Genomic DNA, 16437 nt, shown 5'->3' with positions numbered 1-16437 from the left:
ATAAAGCTGATCGAGCCTTTGTATTTACTAATGAACCTTAGCCTAGTCTGCCCAATAAATATTTTAATATTTAAAAAAGGTCATTCATTAGAATAGTTTAAGTGAATCACCAATTAAACCATGAGAGAGACGGAATATAAAGAGACGCGCAACCTCATTTTTCATATTGATGACATATTTGAAATTCGCAATCTAAGTGGTATACAAATTTCTCCTGATGGCAGTAAAATCGTTTATGTTAGAACTGTAAGCGATTTAAACCAAAACACAGGACAAGATTATATTGTATTAACATCTACTTCCGATAAAAAATCGGAAATTCTAGGCGAAGGTTCTTCACCGGTATGGTCTCCGGATGGTTTATCTATTGCTTATCACGCATCCCAAAACAACCAGACCGGCATATGGATTTATAGTTTAAAAAATCATACAACACGGTTCCTGACTGCAGTGTATGAATCATCTTACTTTATTAATCATCTGACCGAAACGAATTTCTGTTGGTCACCGGATGGGCAATATATTGCCTATGTAAGTACCGATCCATATTCTACGCCAGAAGCCCAGGATAACCAGATTATGGCAGTAGATAGGCTGCTATATAAAACCAAAGGCGGATGGGGCCGACCATTTTTTGCGGATGGGTATACGAGCCATATTTGGATAATTCCTACTCATGGCGGCGAGCCGCAAATTATAACACCGGGGGATTATAATGAACATTCTATTTCATGGTCTCCGGACAGTACTCAGATTGCCTTTATCAGCAATCATACCGCTGATCCGGACAATAATCAGAATTGCGATTTATGGACAGTTAGTATCGATACAAAAAAAATAGAAAAACTAACGCACCATGTGGGCACCGCCTTTCAGCCCTCCTGGTCGCCCGATGGAAAGCACATAACGTACCTGGCCACAACCAGTGCCATCAGTACGAACGACAGTCCCGCTGACGATACGCATCTATATATTGTACCAGCAGGAGGCGGATCGCCACAGTGTTTAACCCAAGTATTAGATCGAAGAATAGAAAATATTCAATGGCATCCACTTGGAGAATGGGTTTACTTTTGCGCCGGGAACCAAGGCTCAACCTCCCTGTACCGGGTATCCATTAGCAACAATGAAATTGAAACAATCCTGGCGGGTAATTCTCAAGTGCAAGAGTACAGCCTGGCACCTGACGGTAACTCTATAGCTTATATTTCAACAGACATTACGCATCCGTCAGAGATTTTCCTGAAAAAAGCCAGCGAGCCTTCCGGCGTTCAAATCACAGCTGAAAATAAAGATTTGCTGGATGAGCGGAACCTGCAAGAGGTTAAGGAGTTCTGGTTTGATAGCTTTGACGAAACTCCGGTACAAGGCTGGATCATGCCGCCTCGTTCTTTACAGGATTTAAAAAAGTACCCTTTAATCCTGGTTATTCACGGCGGCCCGCACAATATGTTCGGCTATTCTTTTTACCCGTTTATGCAATTGTTAGCGGCGCAAGGGTATGGGGTGCTATTCATTAACCCAAGAGGCAGCAGCGGCTATGGCCAGGCATTTTCGAAAGGCACTGTTCTGAACTGGGGTGGCGGCGATTATAAAGATTTGATGCTCGGACTAGATTATGCCATTGCTAATAATTCCTGGATTGACGGAGAACAATTAGGGGTAACAGGCCAGAGCTACGGCGGCTACATGACCAACTGGATCATCACGCAAACCAATCGCTTCAAAGCAGCTGTTGTTGACGGCGGTATTAGCAACCTGATTAGTTTTGCGGGCACCTCTTTGTATCATTCGCTTATGGAATCGGAATTTAACGGAAGTGTTTACGATAATTTTTCCCTGCTTTGGCAATGGTCGCCGCTGCGGAATGTAAAAAATGTTAAAACTCCTACGCTGTTCCTGCATGGCACTAAAGACAACGAGGTTCCGGTAACCCAGGCCGAAGAAATTTACATCGCCTTAAAAAAATTAGGAGTTACCGCATCTTTCGTGCAGTATCTCGAGGAAGGCCATGGCTGGCGACCGGATTTAAAGCCAAAAAGCAGGTATGATTTATACAATCGGGTGCTGAACTGGTTTGATGAGTACCTAAAGTAATAAATGATAAAAAGACGATGCAGTACCAATCAAGCTTCTGGTTAAAACAATAGGTGCGGAAATGATAAAAATTTAAAAATTACTGCCTTTTGCTCTTAAGAATGTAATTATTAATTCAAAAAGAAACACCAAAAGGTTCCTGTTCATAAAAAATCTGGGCACGTCTTATTGCGGCCATTAGGGAGCAGGTAGTATAACAAATTGATTAACCTATAATGTAAAGATGAACAAAGGAAAAAATTGGATCAGTTTTGTAGTTATACATGTAATTTTTATGGGCGTGTGGGGTGCGCTGATTGAAATACCCGAAAAAAATGGTTTTCCGGCCACCCTGGGTTATGTTGTATGGGCCTTAACCATGATTGTGGCGGCGATATTTGCCTTGGCAGTAAACCGATGGCAACTCGAGCGTGACAAGCGGTCTATTTTATTGGGTACCAGTGCTGGGGTTATGGGCGCAGGCGGCCAATTGGTTCTTTTCTTTACCTTAAAAATTGCACCCGCTTATCTTGTTTTTCCATTGCTTTCACTAACCCCGGTTATTACCATTTTATTGGCAGTAATTATATTGAAAGAGAAAACAGGTCGCTTGGGATGGCTGGGCATAGTTGCGGCTATAATTGCCGTTCTGTTACTTTCTTATCAACCTCCCGGCGACAGCACGGTTAAGGGTTATTTATGGATGGTTTTAACGGCCATACCATTACTGGCCTGGGGAGTTCAGGGTTATGTTTTGCGCTTTGCTAACGAAACCATGAAAGCCGAGAGCATTTTCTTTTATATGGCCCTGGGCTCGGTTTTACTCATTCCGTTTGCCTTATACATGACTGATTTCTCGCAGCCCATTAATCTGGGAATAAAAGGTCCTTACCTGGCAGCGGTAGTTCAGATATTAAATGCTTTTGGTGCCCTTTGTCTGGTATATGCTTTTAGGTTTGGCAAGGCAATCATTGTAGCCCCCATGACTACTGCCCTTTCGCCGGTCCTGACGGTGATCATCTCATTAACCATCTATGCCTTTATTCCTCACCCAGTAATTATTACCGGAATGGTATTGGCCATTATCTCGGCTCTTTTAATGGCTAGTGAAGAGACTAAAGTGGAAGAGATTAAAGAGTCAGAAGCTGTAAAATTGAAAGAAGTATAAAGCCGGCTCTACCTCTCAGATAACATAACGCTAAATAAAATAGATATTTTTAAAATTCCTCTGCTCTAAAATGACGTTAAAGCAAAAAATGCAAGTACTTACCGAACAGAAAAAAGGCTTACTTGCTACTAATTTTTACAATCTGGAAACGCTTCATGGCGTACTGCGCGCAGCGGCATCCTTGCAGCAACCATTAATATTACAATTAACCAGAAGTTCCATCGAATACATGGGCCTGGAAACAGCCGTTAGTATGGGAAGAAGTGCCTTGAAAGCGTTTGAGGTAGAAGGATGGCTTCATCTGGATCATGGCGACTCCCTGGAACTTGTTCGCAAATGTCTGGATGCTGGATTTGATTCCGTTATGTTTGATGGAAGTGAATTGCCTTTTAAAGACAATATAAAATTAACGGCAGAAGCCGTGAAAATTGCAGCCGAATATGGTGCAACCGTCGAAGGGGAGCTAGGATATGTCGCTAAATTAGGCCAATCTCATGCGCAGCAAATGTTCACCAGTCCGGAGGAAGCCAGCCTATTTGTGGAAGAAACTGGCGTGGATGCCCTGGCAGTTGCCATTGGGTCTGCCCATGGATTTTACAAGGAAGTGCCGAAACTTCAATTACCACTGTTATCGGAAATTCACGCGAAAACAGATGCTATTCTGGTGTTGCACGGCAGCTCCGGTATACCCGAAGACCAAGTGCAGGGCGCCATTTCCAGAGGAATTTGCAAAGTTAATTTGGCTACCGAAATAAAAAATATGTTTATGAAAAGCCTGCAGGCTCTCCTGAGAGATACAGATGAAATAGATTTAAGAAAAGTGTTTCCGAAGGCAACAGAGAAAGTAACCGAGTTAGTTATGGAAAAACTTATCTCGGTTCAGAACATGAAGGCGTACGTTTAAATTTTGAATGTTAGAATAATTATTTCTTTATAGAACATCTGGGGTAAACCAGAACAAGAATACCAGTTATTTTTTATTGTCAACAATCCGAAGGAATCTAATCAATCGATAAAATTCTTCCGGATTGTTTCTTTTTGGTGAGGTTAGATAAGGAAGCTGTTTAAATTCTAAAAATTTCGAAAAACTTCGCCCTTGGTGGTGTCTTCACCACCAAACTTATTTACAGGTAGTTATAATTAAAAAATTTAAAAATGCGAAACAGCCAACTTAAAACTAACCAGCAACCTACACCTTACAGAGTATAATCAAAAGAAGACTTCGCGATTTCTTTTACCCTGCTCATATTTTCAAATGCCATAGTCCCCCCCGAACTGGTTGTATTTATCGCTCCCATAAGGGCACCAAACTCCATACATTCCTTTAAACCTCCCCCCTGCAGAAACGCATGAATAAAGCCCGCATTAAAACTATCTCCTGCCCCGATACTATCAACGACTGAGTTGTTAAAAAATGCCGGCTGATGAATGGAATCACTTCCAGTCCAAACAACCGCTCCTTCCCTTCCATTTTTCACCACTAGTATATTGAAAAAACTTCGGAGAGCATCAACTGCTGCCAGTATTGTTGTGGTATTTGTTATGGCCTTTAGTTCGGCCTGGTTTGGCATAAAAATATCAACGTAGCCTAAAAGGTTTTCCCAATCGATATCCCATTTTTCCGACGGATCCCACTGCGGATCAAGGGAAGTGGTAAGCCCCAGTCTCTTTGCTTTTTTAAAAAGTGACACGATATCTTTTTTCAGCCCTTCTTGCAGAAAAATAGAACTTAAGTGGAGGTGCCTGGCCTGTTCTAATACACTATCCGGAATATCTCCTAAGGTAAATGCTGCCATAGCTCCCTGGTACGTTACCATAGCCCGGTCTTCATCATAATTAAGAACTATGGTAACGCCGGTATCTTGTTTGCCGGTCCGAATAATATTACTTACATCTACCCTTCTCGCCTGTAAAGAGGCAACGATAAAATCCCCGTAATTGTCATTTCCAACTTTACCTGTAAAGGTTACCTTCGTTCCAAAGGCACTCAGATTGTTGGCGAAAATGGCGGAACTACTACCCAGGGTGGTGACGAATTGATTAGCAATAATTTCTTTTCCGACCTCCGGAAATTTGGGGAGTCCATTGGCAATTAGATCCACATTCAGCTCGCCAACGACTACCACATCATATTTTTTTTTAATAACCATACAGGAAGCTATAAAACCAAAATTGCCATTTAACTAAATCCGTAAAGCAAGTTATTAGAGCTAAATAAATTAAATTTTAAAATTTGCGTTAAGCCATCTAAGTGGCGGCAATAAAAACTAATTTATTCAGAGCACCAGATTCCTCAAAAGTTTATCCCTTGAAGAATATCTGCTTGATTATTCATAATGACAAAGACCTTTTATCAATAAAGAAAAGTCTTCTATTATATGAGAGATTCTACTTTTTTAATTATCTGCCACGAATTACCCCAAACCTAACCTTATATTAATCTGCCAATATCTGAATTCTTCTTACCCCATCGGATTCATCGTTAAAATATAAAACGCCTGCTGAGGAAGTTTGAAAAGTGCCTTTGTTTTTGTTGTTTATAATAACCTTTACTTTTCTATTTGGCGTTAATTCAGCAAGTACATGATTTACCGGTGTTTTTGCCTTTACTTTATATTTCAGAGGAAAATTTACTGTTTGATGCTCATGGCCTTTGGCATCGAGGCTGCTGCTAAACATTACCAAATAAGAATTTTGTTCTGACCGGAAAAACGCCCCTTCCAGTTTGCCATCCTGGGTCCGCAGGTATTCGGTGGCAATCATCTCTTTTTTACTGGAATCCGAGATCTGGAAAGCATGCAAAAAAGCTGTGCCGGTTCTGGGTTTTTCCGGGCTTACTTCCATGCGCCAGTTACCCGACTCCCGATTTTGGAGGAATGGTTTTTCGGGTGTAAAATTCTTTTTTGAAAAACGGTTATAATATTCATAGCCCGGCCCTCCAATTAAAGAAATGGTTCTTTTATTGGGCGTTAAGGTTTTAACGAACAAACTACCGGAATATGGCACAGGCTGGCCTTCCAGAGATAACGTTCCGGTGCGCTGCGAATGAACTATGGAGGCATTCTGGTAATCCTTTACACCTGCTTCCGGTATTTTTCCGTCGATGGTAGGTCGTTCTTCAAAGTGCAGTAACCAATAATTATCCAGCGGCCGGGGTGTGATTACACGGTCTTTCACCACCAGAAAGTCGGCTTGTGGCAGATAAAATAATTGCCGGTCCATCCACGTTACCTTTTCGCCATACGCGTTTGTTAAGTTGCTTTTTACATAATTATAACGGTTCAATCCCTTATCGGCATCAAAGGCCAGTACGCTCGCCGTATGCAACCCGAGTGCACCTGCCTTTTCATTAAATTCTTTCCAGCTTGTAAGGGCTTGCGCTCCCCTGATTATTCGCTGCCCACCATCGAGGTGAATTTCGGTTTTATTTACTTCCTTGCCTGGAAACTCCTTAGGATCATAAACGAGAACATTATTATGCGCCAAGGTCCGGATAGAGTAATTAGACCAGCTATCACTATACATCTTGGAATAACCACCGCCATCCACCACTAACGCGCCATTTTTGTAAATAAGAAAATGCCCTTTATCGAAATGCTGATGGTCGGTATAATGATCACCACTTAAATAAGTAATTAAAGTACCATTTTCGCTCCAATCGCTTCTAAACATAATATGCTCATAAGAGTTTTCTCCCAGGCGCATGGCAGTTGGTAAAGTAGTGTAGGCCGGCTTATCAGGAATTTTAGCATTGTAATTAACCAGCATCATCCAATGGTACGGATCCGACACCAGATCGGCTCCGTAATAGACTGACAACTGTTTAGAGAAGGAATGTATCTGCCCTTGTAGAGTCTGATCGTTGATCTTCAGAGCCATTAAATCTATAAACGGGCGCAGGAAGGATTTGTGAGGAACGACCCGCGTAGTTACGTCACCAATCCGCTCCATGGTAAAATCCGGCCGGAAGTTGGCTATAATAAATTTTGACATCGGGACAAGAAAATCATCATAGTTCTCTCTTATGATGCTAAAGTAATCCCGGCTGGTAGCAGTGCTAAGTCCGTTCAAGGTCATAAGCATCGGATAAAACACCACAAATGGTGTATAATGATTGCCCTCCCCCCAAGTTCCTTGTTTGGCCTTTAATGTTGCAAATAACATGTGATCATCCAACAGCAGCTGGTTTAATAGGCTAAGATATTCTGCTGCCTTCTGGTCATAAGCATCGCTTTCCCCATGAATGGCCATCGCTGCCATTGCCACCCCGTACATAGATACAAAAGTATAATTATGGTTGATGGAGGGAGTAACTACTCCACCTTTGAGATGTTCCGCCCCTTCGACCAACCGGGCACAGATCTTTGATGCCATCTCCTTCGGCAACGCCATCCTGACCCAGTCAAACGCAATCGCGCTATTATAAACCATGGCGGCAGCAGAGGTATGCTCCCCAAAATTGTAAGGAGTGTTGGCGATATATTCACCTACCGATTGCGCAATCTTTTTATCTCCTTTAAGTAAATACTGCATCGCCATTGCGGGCAAGCTTTCCCATCCGTTAATTCCCCCGGTGTAATTAATCCAATCCTTGTAGGTTGAATCCTCGCTTCTCAACCGCAATTCCGAAATAGTAAGTCCGACCCCGGTCTTGTCCTCATCAGCCCTCACGAACAGACGCGGCCGAAGATTAGATATTTTTACATCACCTCTAGGATCTGTAAAAATGTTACTATTAAGGATTGTTGTAGCATGAGGAGTGAGAGCAACCATTTCCCGAGTATCCATAGAAGATAGCTGCCCCAAAATAGCCTTTGGCAGTATTTGCGCTTGCAATATCCCAGTCCATAAAAGAAAGAAAACAAAACAAACGCAGTATTTTCCTATCATACAATTTAAATTATGTTATTTATTACACTGGGCACAAGCAATATTCTATTCCTCAAAACTTTTTAGCCTCCTAAAGGACACATTAAGGGGGCGGTACTTGCATTCATATTTATAGAGAGTGCTTACGAGTAGACTTTTATGACTTTAAAAGCCTGTTTTTTCTGATACTGGCTCGAAAAGATTTACAGTTATTACCTCTACCTGCCGCAAAAGCTGACTTTGTAATTTTAACACGTTTTCTTTTGTTTCTTCAATAATAATTAACATCCGTTGCCGCTCACCACCGTTCAATCTGCTGGTTTGAAAATCCAGGACAGGAATGCGACGGCGCGAAAAAATATTATAAAGTCTTATGGAGATGTGCAGCGAATCCTCACTTTCGACCACAAAAATGTACTGATTGGTTTCATCAGGAGTTTTAAGCAGGTCATTATTCTGACTTTTTGTACTCATATAACACACTTTCAATCTGCACTTTGTAGTATTCTGCTACTGTTGACATCCGGTATCTAATTCCGGCCTAGAAATGATTATCTGTTAGTTCATAAATAGGAAATTCTTCCACGACCCGGGAAATAGCACCTGTTTCCGAGGGTGAATCCGGGCGGAGTCCCAGTTGAAAAGATTTAAAAAATGCGAGTAACTGAGCAGGTAAAACGCTGCATACTGACAGAAATTCTTTAGGTAAGCTCTGGTTATCTTCAGAATAACAGAATGTATAATCCAGATTAAGTTCTGGGATATGCTTTTCCATAATTCCAATCTCCAGCAGCGGACGGTTTCCTTTTTTCATGGAGGCAACCATGTCGATTTCATATTTCAAAACGTAGCTATCGCTTGAAAAAATATATACTACCAATGTGGTATTATCAACAACCGCTTTCGGGCCATGTCGGAACCCAAGAAAGGAATCATCCTTACAAATAATTCTGCCGTCCGTCAGCTCCTGAAGTTTCAGGTGCGATTCAGTGGCTGTACCTTGTAAAGGGCCGGAACCAAGAAAAACGGCGCGCTTAAAGTCTTTTGCCGCGATCATGCGAAAATCTGCACTGTAATCATTGATAATTTTTCTGCCGTAATTACTCAAAATATCAACCGTAGTTTTGTTTGCCTCAACGTTTTGCATTTGCGAAATAAGAATGCCAGCCAGTAACATTCCCGTATAACTACTGGTCATGGCAAGGCTCTTGTCATTCGCTTCACTGGGTAAAGTTATCACGTGTCTGCGCTCTTCATCAGCTCTGCCATTCCTGGCAAGCTCGCCATCGCTATTGCAGGTAATGATTAAATGAAAGCAGGTATTGCAAAGAGTATCTGCCAGAACAACCGCGGCAATACTTTCAGGACTGTTTCCTGATCGGGCAAAGGAAATCATCAGTAAAGGCGTATCTGGGTCCAAATAATCTTTCGGGTCAGACACTAAGTCAGTAGTGGATATGGCATCTGTTATAATTTTGGTATTTCGCTGGAATACGCCTGACAAGGAACGCCCTATGAATGCACTGGTGCCGGCGCCCGTTAGTATAATCCGCTTTGTTTTTGGTAAGACTTTGTCCAGAAACTTGTTAATTGCTGAGCTGTTTTTATAAATCATCTCCCAAACGCTTAACCAGATCTCCGGTTGCTGCGCTATTTCCTTTGCCGTATGGAATGCACCTTTTTCATTTAAAGTCCGAAAATCCAGCCCGAGGTGTTGCATATTCTATTATTTTAAAATATAAGTATTAAACAAAACTAATAATAAAAAACACAAAAACATTCGTTTCCTTACCTTTATTAACTATTTTCTTTCTTTTTCAAGAATCACCATACATTTATCTTGAACTAATAAAAAAATAAAATCTGAACAATATCTAATATGTTATGTGCATTGCTCTAATTTGAACCCTATTAACTCTTTTTTATGCAATTATTAATTTTACCCCATCTGATTTTAACGATTAGAATAAAATTTTCATTTTATTTATCATTTAATTTTCAAAAGCTTTAATTATAAATACATTTCCCCTAATGCCACAGTAGCATTCACCTTCTTTATTACCTTTTTAGTTATTATGATTAAATTGAGAAAATGAAAACTTGTAGAATCCAGATTTTTAATACTTTTTTTCTATTTTCTAATATCAGCTAAAGAAAAACGATGCTGACTTAGATTCTATTTTGGAAGTACTTAGCTTCCAGTTGATAAAAGCAGGCGTTCTTCTAATAGAGTATTTAAATTTTCATTTGAGCCCGAGCGTACTTTAAAGACCTGTGGAAAATAGCTTATAAAGAGCATTTTTTACAGCCATTAAACTCAATATTACTTCTGATGCCTGCTTTTTTACCGTTCAGGATGACTCATAAAAAAAGCGGTAAATCGTTGAGTGGTTTTTGTCCATATCAACAATTTACTGCCTGATATCTTCTCCGGAGAAAAAAGTATTTTTCTTTAACCTTTCTATCCGGGTATAGTGGGTTAGTCTTCCAGGCGTTTTTCAGCCAGTCCTTTCACCGGAACTTTGTTTGCAGCGGCATATTGTTTTATTCTTTCGTTCAGCTTATTCTGCCAGCCCGGCAGATTTGTCCGTTGGAAAGGAGCGATCATATAATCCAAGCCTTTCCGGCGGTCCGCAAAATGATCTTTTACATCGTCCTGCACATGCACAAATTTACGTCCGTTTATATCAGGATTTTTTTCATACCGGCTTTTTTCCCATACCTCCGTAACGTTTTCCCACATTCCCTTACTCCAGTTGTCGAGAGCGCCTATCTTGTTGCTGGCTTCTATCAGGAACCCAACAGCTTCTTCGTGTTTCCCGGCCGCCGAAGCGGCCTGGGCACGCTCAAAGGTGCGCTCGGCGTCGCGAAACGCAAGTACGGTTTTAATAAAGTAACGCTCCAGGTAAGCAATTGATAAATAAACTTCCAGGCTATAACGGTTGCGGTCAATCTGTGTCATGTATCGGGCAAGCTTATTGATTAACTCATCATTTTTTACTTCTAATTCTTCTGCCTGCGCAATAATCTTGCTATGATCGGTGGTGTATTTGGTATTGGATTTTAAATTCTTATCTAGCGGAATCTCCGGAAGCCGGAGAAAATCGTCCATTCGTTCGGTGCCAATTCCTTTGCCGAAGCTGTTTCCGTAACTGGAAGGGCGCTCGGTGCTGGTTACCTCATCCCAACCTCTTCTAAAAAATTGTGCGCCTTCATTCAGAAGTTTGTAGGCAGAGGCTATATCCGGACTGTTTGCTCCGTAAAACACATCTAAAAAATCGGCCATGGTTTGTTCATATGCTGGCCCATAGGGGTTCCAGGCATATTGCGTAATAGTGGCCCAACCAAGATGAAACACTTCTTCGTGCAAGCCGCTGTCGTCCCAGGCGGCAGCAAAACTTCCGATGGGATTAGCGCCTGCTTTAATGCCATTACGTACAGTGCTTACGTATGCCGGATACCTGGAATAATCCGAAAAAAGCGGCTCGCCCCCCTGGATGGAACTGTAGGCAAGTTGCCGCATTCCTATTTTGCGCTGATTGTCCAAAAATTCCTTGTCTTCGCCCATTATGCCATTAATTATATCGGAAGGCAGGCGCGAAATATCCTGCGGAAGCAGGGGGTATTCCACCCAGGCAATCATCCGGCGATTACGTTTCGCCAGCCAGTCATGGGCTTTTACAGCAAACTCGGCCCACGCTAGACTTCGGTTTTCCGGATTGTAAGGCCGTTTACATTTGGCGCAGATGCCGGCGTAATACACTTCATCCGTAGAAGCCAGAAAATAGTCAACACCGGGTGTGGCATCAATCATATCCTGGTACATGTCGAAAATCAGGTTGATGGCTTCGTCGTCGCACATGCAGGCCTGGTAATTAGATTCAGGTTCGGCCTTTAAATGCTCAAATTCTTTATGTTTCAGAACGTGCGCCATGTGTGCCGGAGCCTGAATATTAGGAACAATCTGAATGTGCCGCTCTAGGGCGTAACGGGTTAGTTCCTGTAACTCTGCTTTGGTGTAAGCACCTGGAGCACCAATAATCGGATGTCGCGGAAATTCGTATTTATCTTCAATCTCCAGGGCAACCATGTTTACTTTAAAGAAGGCGTGCCAATCGATCAGGCGCTTCATGGTTTCCATGCGTTTCTGATGGTGTTTCGTATCCCAATGCACAAACCGCAATTGCACCGCCGGCCAGTCGCGAATTACCGCTTCCGGAGCAATGAGCCGCCCGGCGGGGTCCCGCCGGAGTAACTGTAGCAAACTTTGAACCCCGTAAAAAAGCCCGGTTGGGCTGTTACCGGTAATTTCGATCTTATCAGCGGTAATCCCCAACAAATAACCCTGATCGTTGAGCGCCGGATCACTGGTAGCCTTTACTGTTCCGGGTTTGACGGCAAGTGTAATCTTTTTCCCTCCTTTTTTCGCGAAATTTAATCCATGAAGCTCCGACGCGCCTTCAAGCAGTCTTCGAACAGCAATATCCTCTATGCTTACTTTTGAATCTACCGACCATGACCCGTCAACCACAATATTCTTAGCGCCCAATTCTACTTGTTGCGGTGCTGGCAGAAGGCTAAAACCCCGGAGACGTAGTGGAGAAATAAAACTCAAAGAATCATTAACCTGCACAACTGAGCCTATGTTTTTATCTATTGCGGCAAACGCACGCTGTCCATTATAAGACAGAAGAATAACAGCACAAAACAACGTGAACCAAATGTTTCTATTTCGGTTTAGGAGCATAGCAAAGAATGTTTTTTATTTATTCTTAAAAGAACCTTTTTTTTTAAAATAAAACAAGCTTTTAAAACTTTTTAATAAAAAAAGTAAGCTTTTGAAAATAATTAAAACAGAAGTGAAGCACCTATTTTTAAACTAACCTATTAAATAACTAAATAACACGTAATTAAAAAGTTGTTAAGCTTGTAGGCAGATTGCATTAATGCCATTGGTGATTTGCATGTAAATTATTATGCCAGTATAACTTACATCCCGTATGATTACATAGCCATTCCTGTTAATGCATTGCCTATGCAATTAAACTTTCGTTAGAACATCTTTTGATTTAATAATTTTTAAAAAATAGAAGGGATAAAGAAGCGGCGAGCTTCAATTTTTAAATTTAGACATGTGCTAACAACATGGAGATACCCACTTTTTCCGGCCGGAAGTTCAGAAAAATACTTTCATCTTATTCAGAATTTTAAAATTATTCCGTGTTTGTTCTAAAATTTCCATCTACACTAAAATGGTATAAAACTAAAAACCCGCAGGTATAAGCCTGCGGGTTTTAGTAAACCAAACAAATTCATTTTCAATTCTTAGCCGCTATAATAATCCGCTACTTTCTTTATCAATAAATAAAATAGCTTCCGGGTGTTTTCGCAGAATTGTTGACGGGTATAATTCCTGAATGTCACTTTGCAGCGTATTGTGAATGGCCTGAGCTTTAGTTGGTCCAGGAACTATACAAAATGCGTATTTGGCACGCATTAAAGCGGGCACCGTTAAAGTTAAAGCATAAGTTGGTACTTCATTTAACGTAGTAAAGCAACCATCGTTTACTTGTTGCTGCCGGCAAGCTTCGTCTAAATCCACTATTTTTACCAAATGCGGATCGTTAAAATCGGCCACGTGCGGATCGTTAAAGGCAATATGTGCATTTTCGCCGATACCCATGCATACAATATCCGTCGGATTAGATTCTAATAAGGCAGTATATCGGGCGCACTCTTCTTGTATATTTTCGGCTAATCCATTCAGGTAATTTACAGAACGGAATGGTACTTTACCGAATAAACGAATTTTTAAAAAATTACCAAAACGTTGTGGCGCATCTTCCTGCAGGCCAACATATTCATCCATATGAAAGGCATTGATACGTTCCCAGGCAATTGCATCATTTTTAGATAGCTCTTCCAGAAATTCATTCTGAGAAGGAGCTGCGGCAAAAATGATGTTCACGAGTTGCTGTTGGCTCAATAATTCTATTATTTTGCTTGCCACCATTTTTGCTGCTTTAAAACCCAACTCACTACGTGTAGCGGAAATATCCACTTTCAAGGCATCAATTATGCTTTCGTTATTCATGAAGAATTTATTAATTTAATGATATATTAAAACAGTTTACACCTTTATTGAAGTAGTAGAAGTCCGCATTACCTCCTTTTAATTCAATAGTAGCATAGAAATTGGCTAAACACAACCATTTATTTTGCGAGCATTTCTCTTTCCAAGAGATCCCGCACAAAAGCATCATCCACCAGATGCGGATAAGCAGCGCACACGCGGTTAATTTCCTCCATTTGCCCGGGTGATAATTCCTCTTCTGGATTGAGGCACCAACGTCCTTCTAGTAAACCTTGGCGGCGCAGTACCTCGTGAATGCCCGGAATACAGCCATGAAAACCATGAGCCGGATCAAAAATAGCGGCGTTCATATCCGTAACTTCGATATTGCGGGTCAGCAATTCTGAAAAAATAGAGGCGTCTCCTGCCTGTTTTACATTTTTAACTGCAGTTAATAGTTCAACTGCTTTCTTCGTCCAAACGGCCCAGTGGCCCAACAAACCACCGACAAATTCCTTTTGTCTTATAATTCCGTCAACTTCAAATCTATAAGTTGTTAGTAAATCGGCAATAATATTATCATCGTTACCTGTATATAACGCAATTTCATCCCGACGGGGAGAATAGCAAACCGCCCGCACAACATCTAAGGTTTGGTAGCGGTTAAAAGCAGCCACTTTAATAGCTTGTACATTGGGTATCTGCGCAAACTTATACCAGAAATCATAAGTAAAGATGCGGCCACCTACGCTGGGCTGCAGGTAAAAGCCAAAAATAGGAATAACATCAGCTACGGCTTTTACCCGATCCAATATCTCATCTTCGGTCCAGTTTTGTAAGCCGCCCATGCTTAATAAACCCAAATCATAACCGTATTTTACTGCTATTTCGGCTTCTTCCGTAGCTTGCGCGGTCGGGCCCACAATACCGGCTACTTTTATAAACGGACGAGTTAATTGCGCCTCTGCTATTTCTTCGGCGGCTAGTTTTAATACGGTTTCATACAAATTAACTTCCGGGTCCCTTATTTCAAATTGGGTTGAATGAACGCCAACGGCTATTCCACCGGCACCAGCAGCCATATAGTAACGGGTTAAGCCGCGCTGGCGCTGCTCATCTAATTGGCGGGCTGCATTTAAGGCCAAAGGGTGCGCGGGAATTACAGTACCTTCGTGCAATAAAGCTTTAATTTCGGATTTTAAGGTGTTAGTTGCCATATGTTAAAACTTGCCGTTTCGTTCCTGGAAATGAGTTGGTTTGTTTGATATTTTACCGCCGCCCTGTAACCAGGTAACCGTAATATCCATTATCTGCCGTAAAGTTACTCTGGGGTAACCAAATAAGCGATGCGCTTCCGAAGCGTTACTTAACAAAGCCGTTTGCTGCACTTCCCCAGTAAATTTCGGCTCTTTGCCTAATAATAAACCAAATTGGTCAGCCAGCCACTTCACCGAAACAGTCTCGGGCCCGGTAACATTTAATATTTTAGCAGGTACGTCGCAGTGTTTTAAAGCCCGGATAGCAATTTCATTGGCATCTCCCTGCCAAATAACATTTACATTTCCTGTGGACAAATCTATTGGCCGGCCTTCGTTCACTGATTTAGCTATTTCGAGCAACACGCCATATTTAAAATCAACGGCATAATTTAAGCGATAGATTAAGGTCGGAATCTGATATTTATCGGAGAAGTATTGAAAAATACGTTCCCGGCCTAAACACGATTGACCATACTCTCCCACCGGTGCCGCTGCCTGGTCTTCGGATGGCCCACCAGAAGTTACCGATCCAAACGGATATACATTACCCGTAGAGAATGCTACTATCCGGGAGTTTTTATACCGTTCGGCAACGCGACCCGGCAAATACGCATTCATGGCCCAGGTAAAAGCTTCTTTACCCGTAGTACCAAATTTAGTACCTGCCAAGTATATCACATTGGCCGCATCTGGTAAGGCGGCTAAATGATTTTCGTTTAATAAATCAGCCGCAACTGTTTCAATACCATTTGCTTCTAATTCGGCCTGGGTTTCCGGATCAGAAAAGCGGGAAACACCAATAATACGCTTTTTTAATCCGGCCTGGTCAACGGCTTGCTTGGCTAAACGGGCCATACTCGGCCCCATTTTTCCACCTACCCCCAGCAATATAATATCGCCTTCTATGTCATATAAATCGGAAATTAAAGCCTCTGAAGGTTTTAATAATTCCCGCTCTAATAGTTCTAATTCACTCATATAAACTACTCTAT

At 41.7% G+C, this 16437-nt stretch carries 11 protein-coding genes; 3 read left to right on the top strand and 8 right to left on the bottom strand.

The genetic code is table 11. The features are described from left to right. Window positions 1-120 precede the first annotated feature (120 nt). The 3 genes from HUW48_RS04755 to HUW48_RS04745 all read left to right on the top strand — a co-directional run bounded on the left by HUW48_RS04755 (window position 121) and on the right by HUW48_RS04745 (window position 4148). On the top strand, window positions 121-2097 hold the full coding sequence (locus tag HUW48_RS04755) for a S9 family peptidase (RefSeq protein WP_182414583.1): 1977 nt from the start codon (window positions 121-123) through the stop codon (window positions 2095-2097). Window positions 2098-2320: 223 nt separating this feature from the next. Continuing rightward, window positions 2321-3244, top strand: coding sequence for a DMT family transporter (locus HUW48_RS04750; protein WP_182414582.1), 924 nt, complete (start codon window positions 2321-2323; stop codon window positions 3242-3244). Window positions 3245-3314: 70 nt separating this feature from the next. Beyond that, on the top strand, window positions 3315-4148 hold the full coding sequence (locus HUW48_RS04745; RefSeq protein WP_182414581.1) for a class II fructose-bisphosphate aldolase: 834 nt from the start codon (window positions 3315-3317) through the stop codon (window positions 4146-4148). Window positions 4149-4440: 292 nt separating this feature from the next. Here the strand turns inward: HUW48_RS04745 and HUW48_RS04740 are convergent, their stop codons facing one another. The 8 genes from HUW48_RS04740 to HUW48_RS04705 form a co-directional block, all read right to left on the bottom strand. Continuing rightward, on the bottom strand, window positions 4441-5370 hold the full coding sequence (locus HUW48_RS04740; protein WP_246343693.1) for a carbohydrate kinase family protein: 930 nt from the start codon (window positions 5368-5370) through the stop codon (window positions 4441-4443). A gap of 310 nt (window positions 5371-5680) precedes the next feature. Beyond that, window positions 5681-8032 carry a heparinase II/III domain-containing protein gene (locus HUW48_RS04735; protein WP_182414579.1) on the bottom strand — a complete coding sequence of 784 codons (2352 nt, stop codon included), beginning with the start codon at window positions 8030-8032 and terminating at the stop codon, window positions 5681-5683. Between the two features lie 246 nt (window positions 8033-8278). Next, window positions 8279-8587 (bottom strand): hypothetical protein, encoded by a 309-nt coding sequence (locus HUW48_RS04730; RefSeq protein WP_182414578.1) that lies wholly within the window; start codon window positions 8585-8587, stop codon window positions 8279-8281. A gap of 67 nt (window positions 8588-8654) precedes the next feature. Beyond that, the gene (locus HUW48_RS04725) at window positions 8655-9833 is read right to left on the bottom strand and encodes an SIS domain-containing protein (RefSeq protein WP_182414577.1); all 1179 of its coding nucleotides are present in this window, start codon (window positions 9831-9833) and stop codon (window positions 8655-8657) included. 759 nt (window positions 9834-10592) lie between these two features. Beyond that, the gene (locus HUW48_RS04720; RefSeq protein WP_182414576.1) at window positions 10593-12860 is read right to left on the bottom strand and encodes a beta-N-acetylhexosaminidase; all 2268 of its coding nucleotides are present in this window, start codon (window positions 12858-12860) and stop codon (window positions 10593-10595) included. 585 nt (window positions 12861-13445) lie between these two features. Then, window positions 13446-14207 (bottom strand): glucosamine-6-phosphate deaminase, encoded by a 762-nt coding sequence (locus HUW48_RS04715; RefSeq protein WP_182414575.1) that lies wholly within the window; start codon window positions 14205-14207, stop codon window positions 13446-13448. Between the two features lie 119 nt (window positions 14208-14326). Then, complete coding sequence (locus HUW48_RS04710; protein WP_182414574.1) at window positions 14327-15403, bottom strand: dihydrodipicolinate synthase family protein; 1077 nt, start codon at window positions 15401-15403, stop codon at window positions 14327-14329. Window positions 15404-15406: 3 nt separating this feature from the next. Beyond that, window positions 15407-16423 (bottom strand): NAD-dependent epimerase/dehydratase family protein, encoded by a 1017-nt coding sequence (locus tag HUW48_RS04705; RefSeq protein WP_182414573.1) that lies wholly within the window; start codon window positions 16421-16423, stop codon window positions 15407-15409. Between the last annotated feature and the right edge of the window lie 14 nt (window positions 16424-16437).

The sequence above is a fragment of the Adhaeribacter radiodurans genome (assembly GCF_014075995.1).
Lineage (GTDB): Bacteria > Bacteroidota > Bacteroidia > Cytophagales > Hymenobacteraceae > Adhaeribacter > Adhaeribacter radiodurans.
Note: the sequence above shows the minus strand (reverse complement) of the source record. Positions and strands in the feature narration are given on the sequence as shown.

What these genes read in the sequence shown, in the direction of transcription:
- HUW48_RS04755 (WP_182414583.1), top strand. Translation starts at nt 121, where the DNA reads ATGAGAGAGACGGAATATAAAGAGACGCGCAACCTCATTTTTCATATT.
- HUW48_RS04725 (WP_182414577.1), bottom strand. Translation starts at nt 9,833, where the DNA reads ATGCAACACCTCGGGCTGGATTTTCGGACTTTAAATGAAAAAGGTGCA.
- HUW48_RS04710 (WP_182414574.1), bottom strand. Translation starts at nt 15,403, where the DNA reads ATGGCAACTAACACCTTAAAATCCGAAATTAAAGCTTTATTGCACGAA.
- HUW48_RS04705 (WP_182414573.1), bottom strand. Translation starts at nt 16,423, where the DNA reads ATGAGTGAATTAGAACTATTAGAGCGGGAATTATTAAAACCTTCAGAG.
- HUW48_RS04735 (WP_182414579.1), bottom strand. Translation starts at nt 8,032, where the DNA reads ATGGATACTCGGGAAATGGTTGCTCTCACTCCTCATGCTACAACAATC.
- HUW48_RS04720 (WP_182414576.1), bottom strand. Translation starts at nt 12,860, where the DNA reads ATGCTCCTAAACCGAAATAGAAACATTTGGTTCACGTTGTTTTGTGCT.
- HUW48_RS04715 (WP_182414575.1), bottom strand. Translation starts at nt 14,207, where the DNA reads ATGAATAACGAAAGCATAATTGATGCCTTGAAAGTGGATATTTCCGCT.
- HUW48_RS04730 (WP_182414578.1), bottom strand. Translation starts at nt 8,587, where the DNA reads ATGAGTACAAAAAGTCAGAATAATGACCTGCTTAAAACTCCTGATGAA.
- HUW48_RS04750 (WP_182414582.1), top strand. Translation starts at nt 2,321, where the DNA reads ATGAACAAAGGAAAAAATTGGATCAGTTTTGTAGTTATACATGTAATT.
- HUW48_RS04745 (WP_182414581.1), top strand. Translation starts at nt 3,315, where the DNA reads ATGACGTTAAAGCAAAAAATGCAAGTACTTACCGAACAGAAAAAAGGC.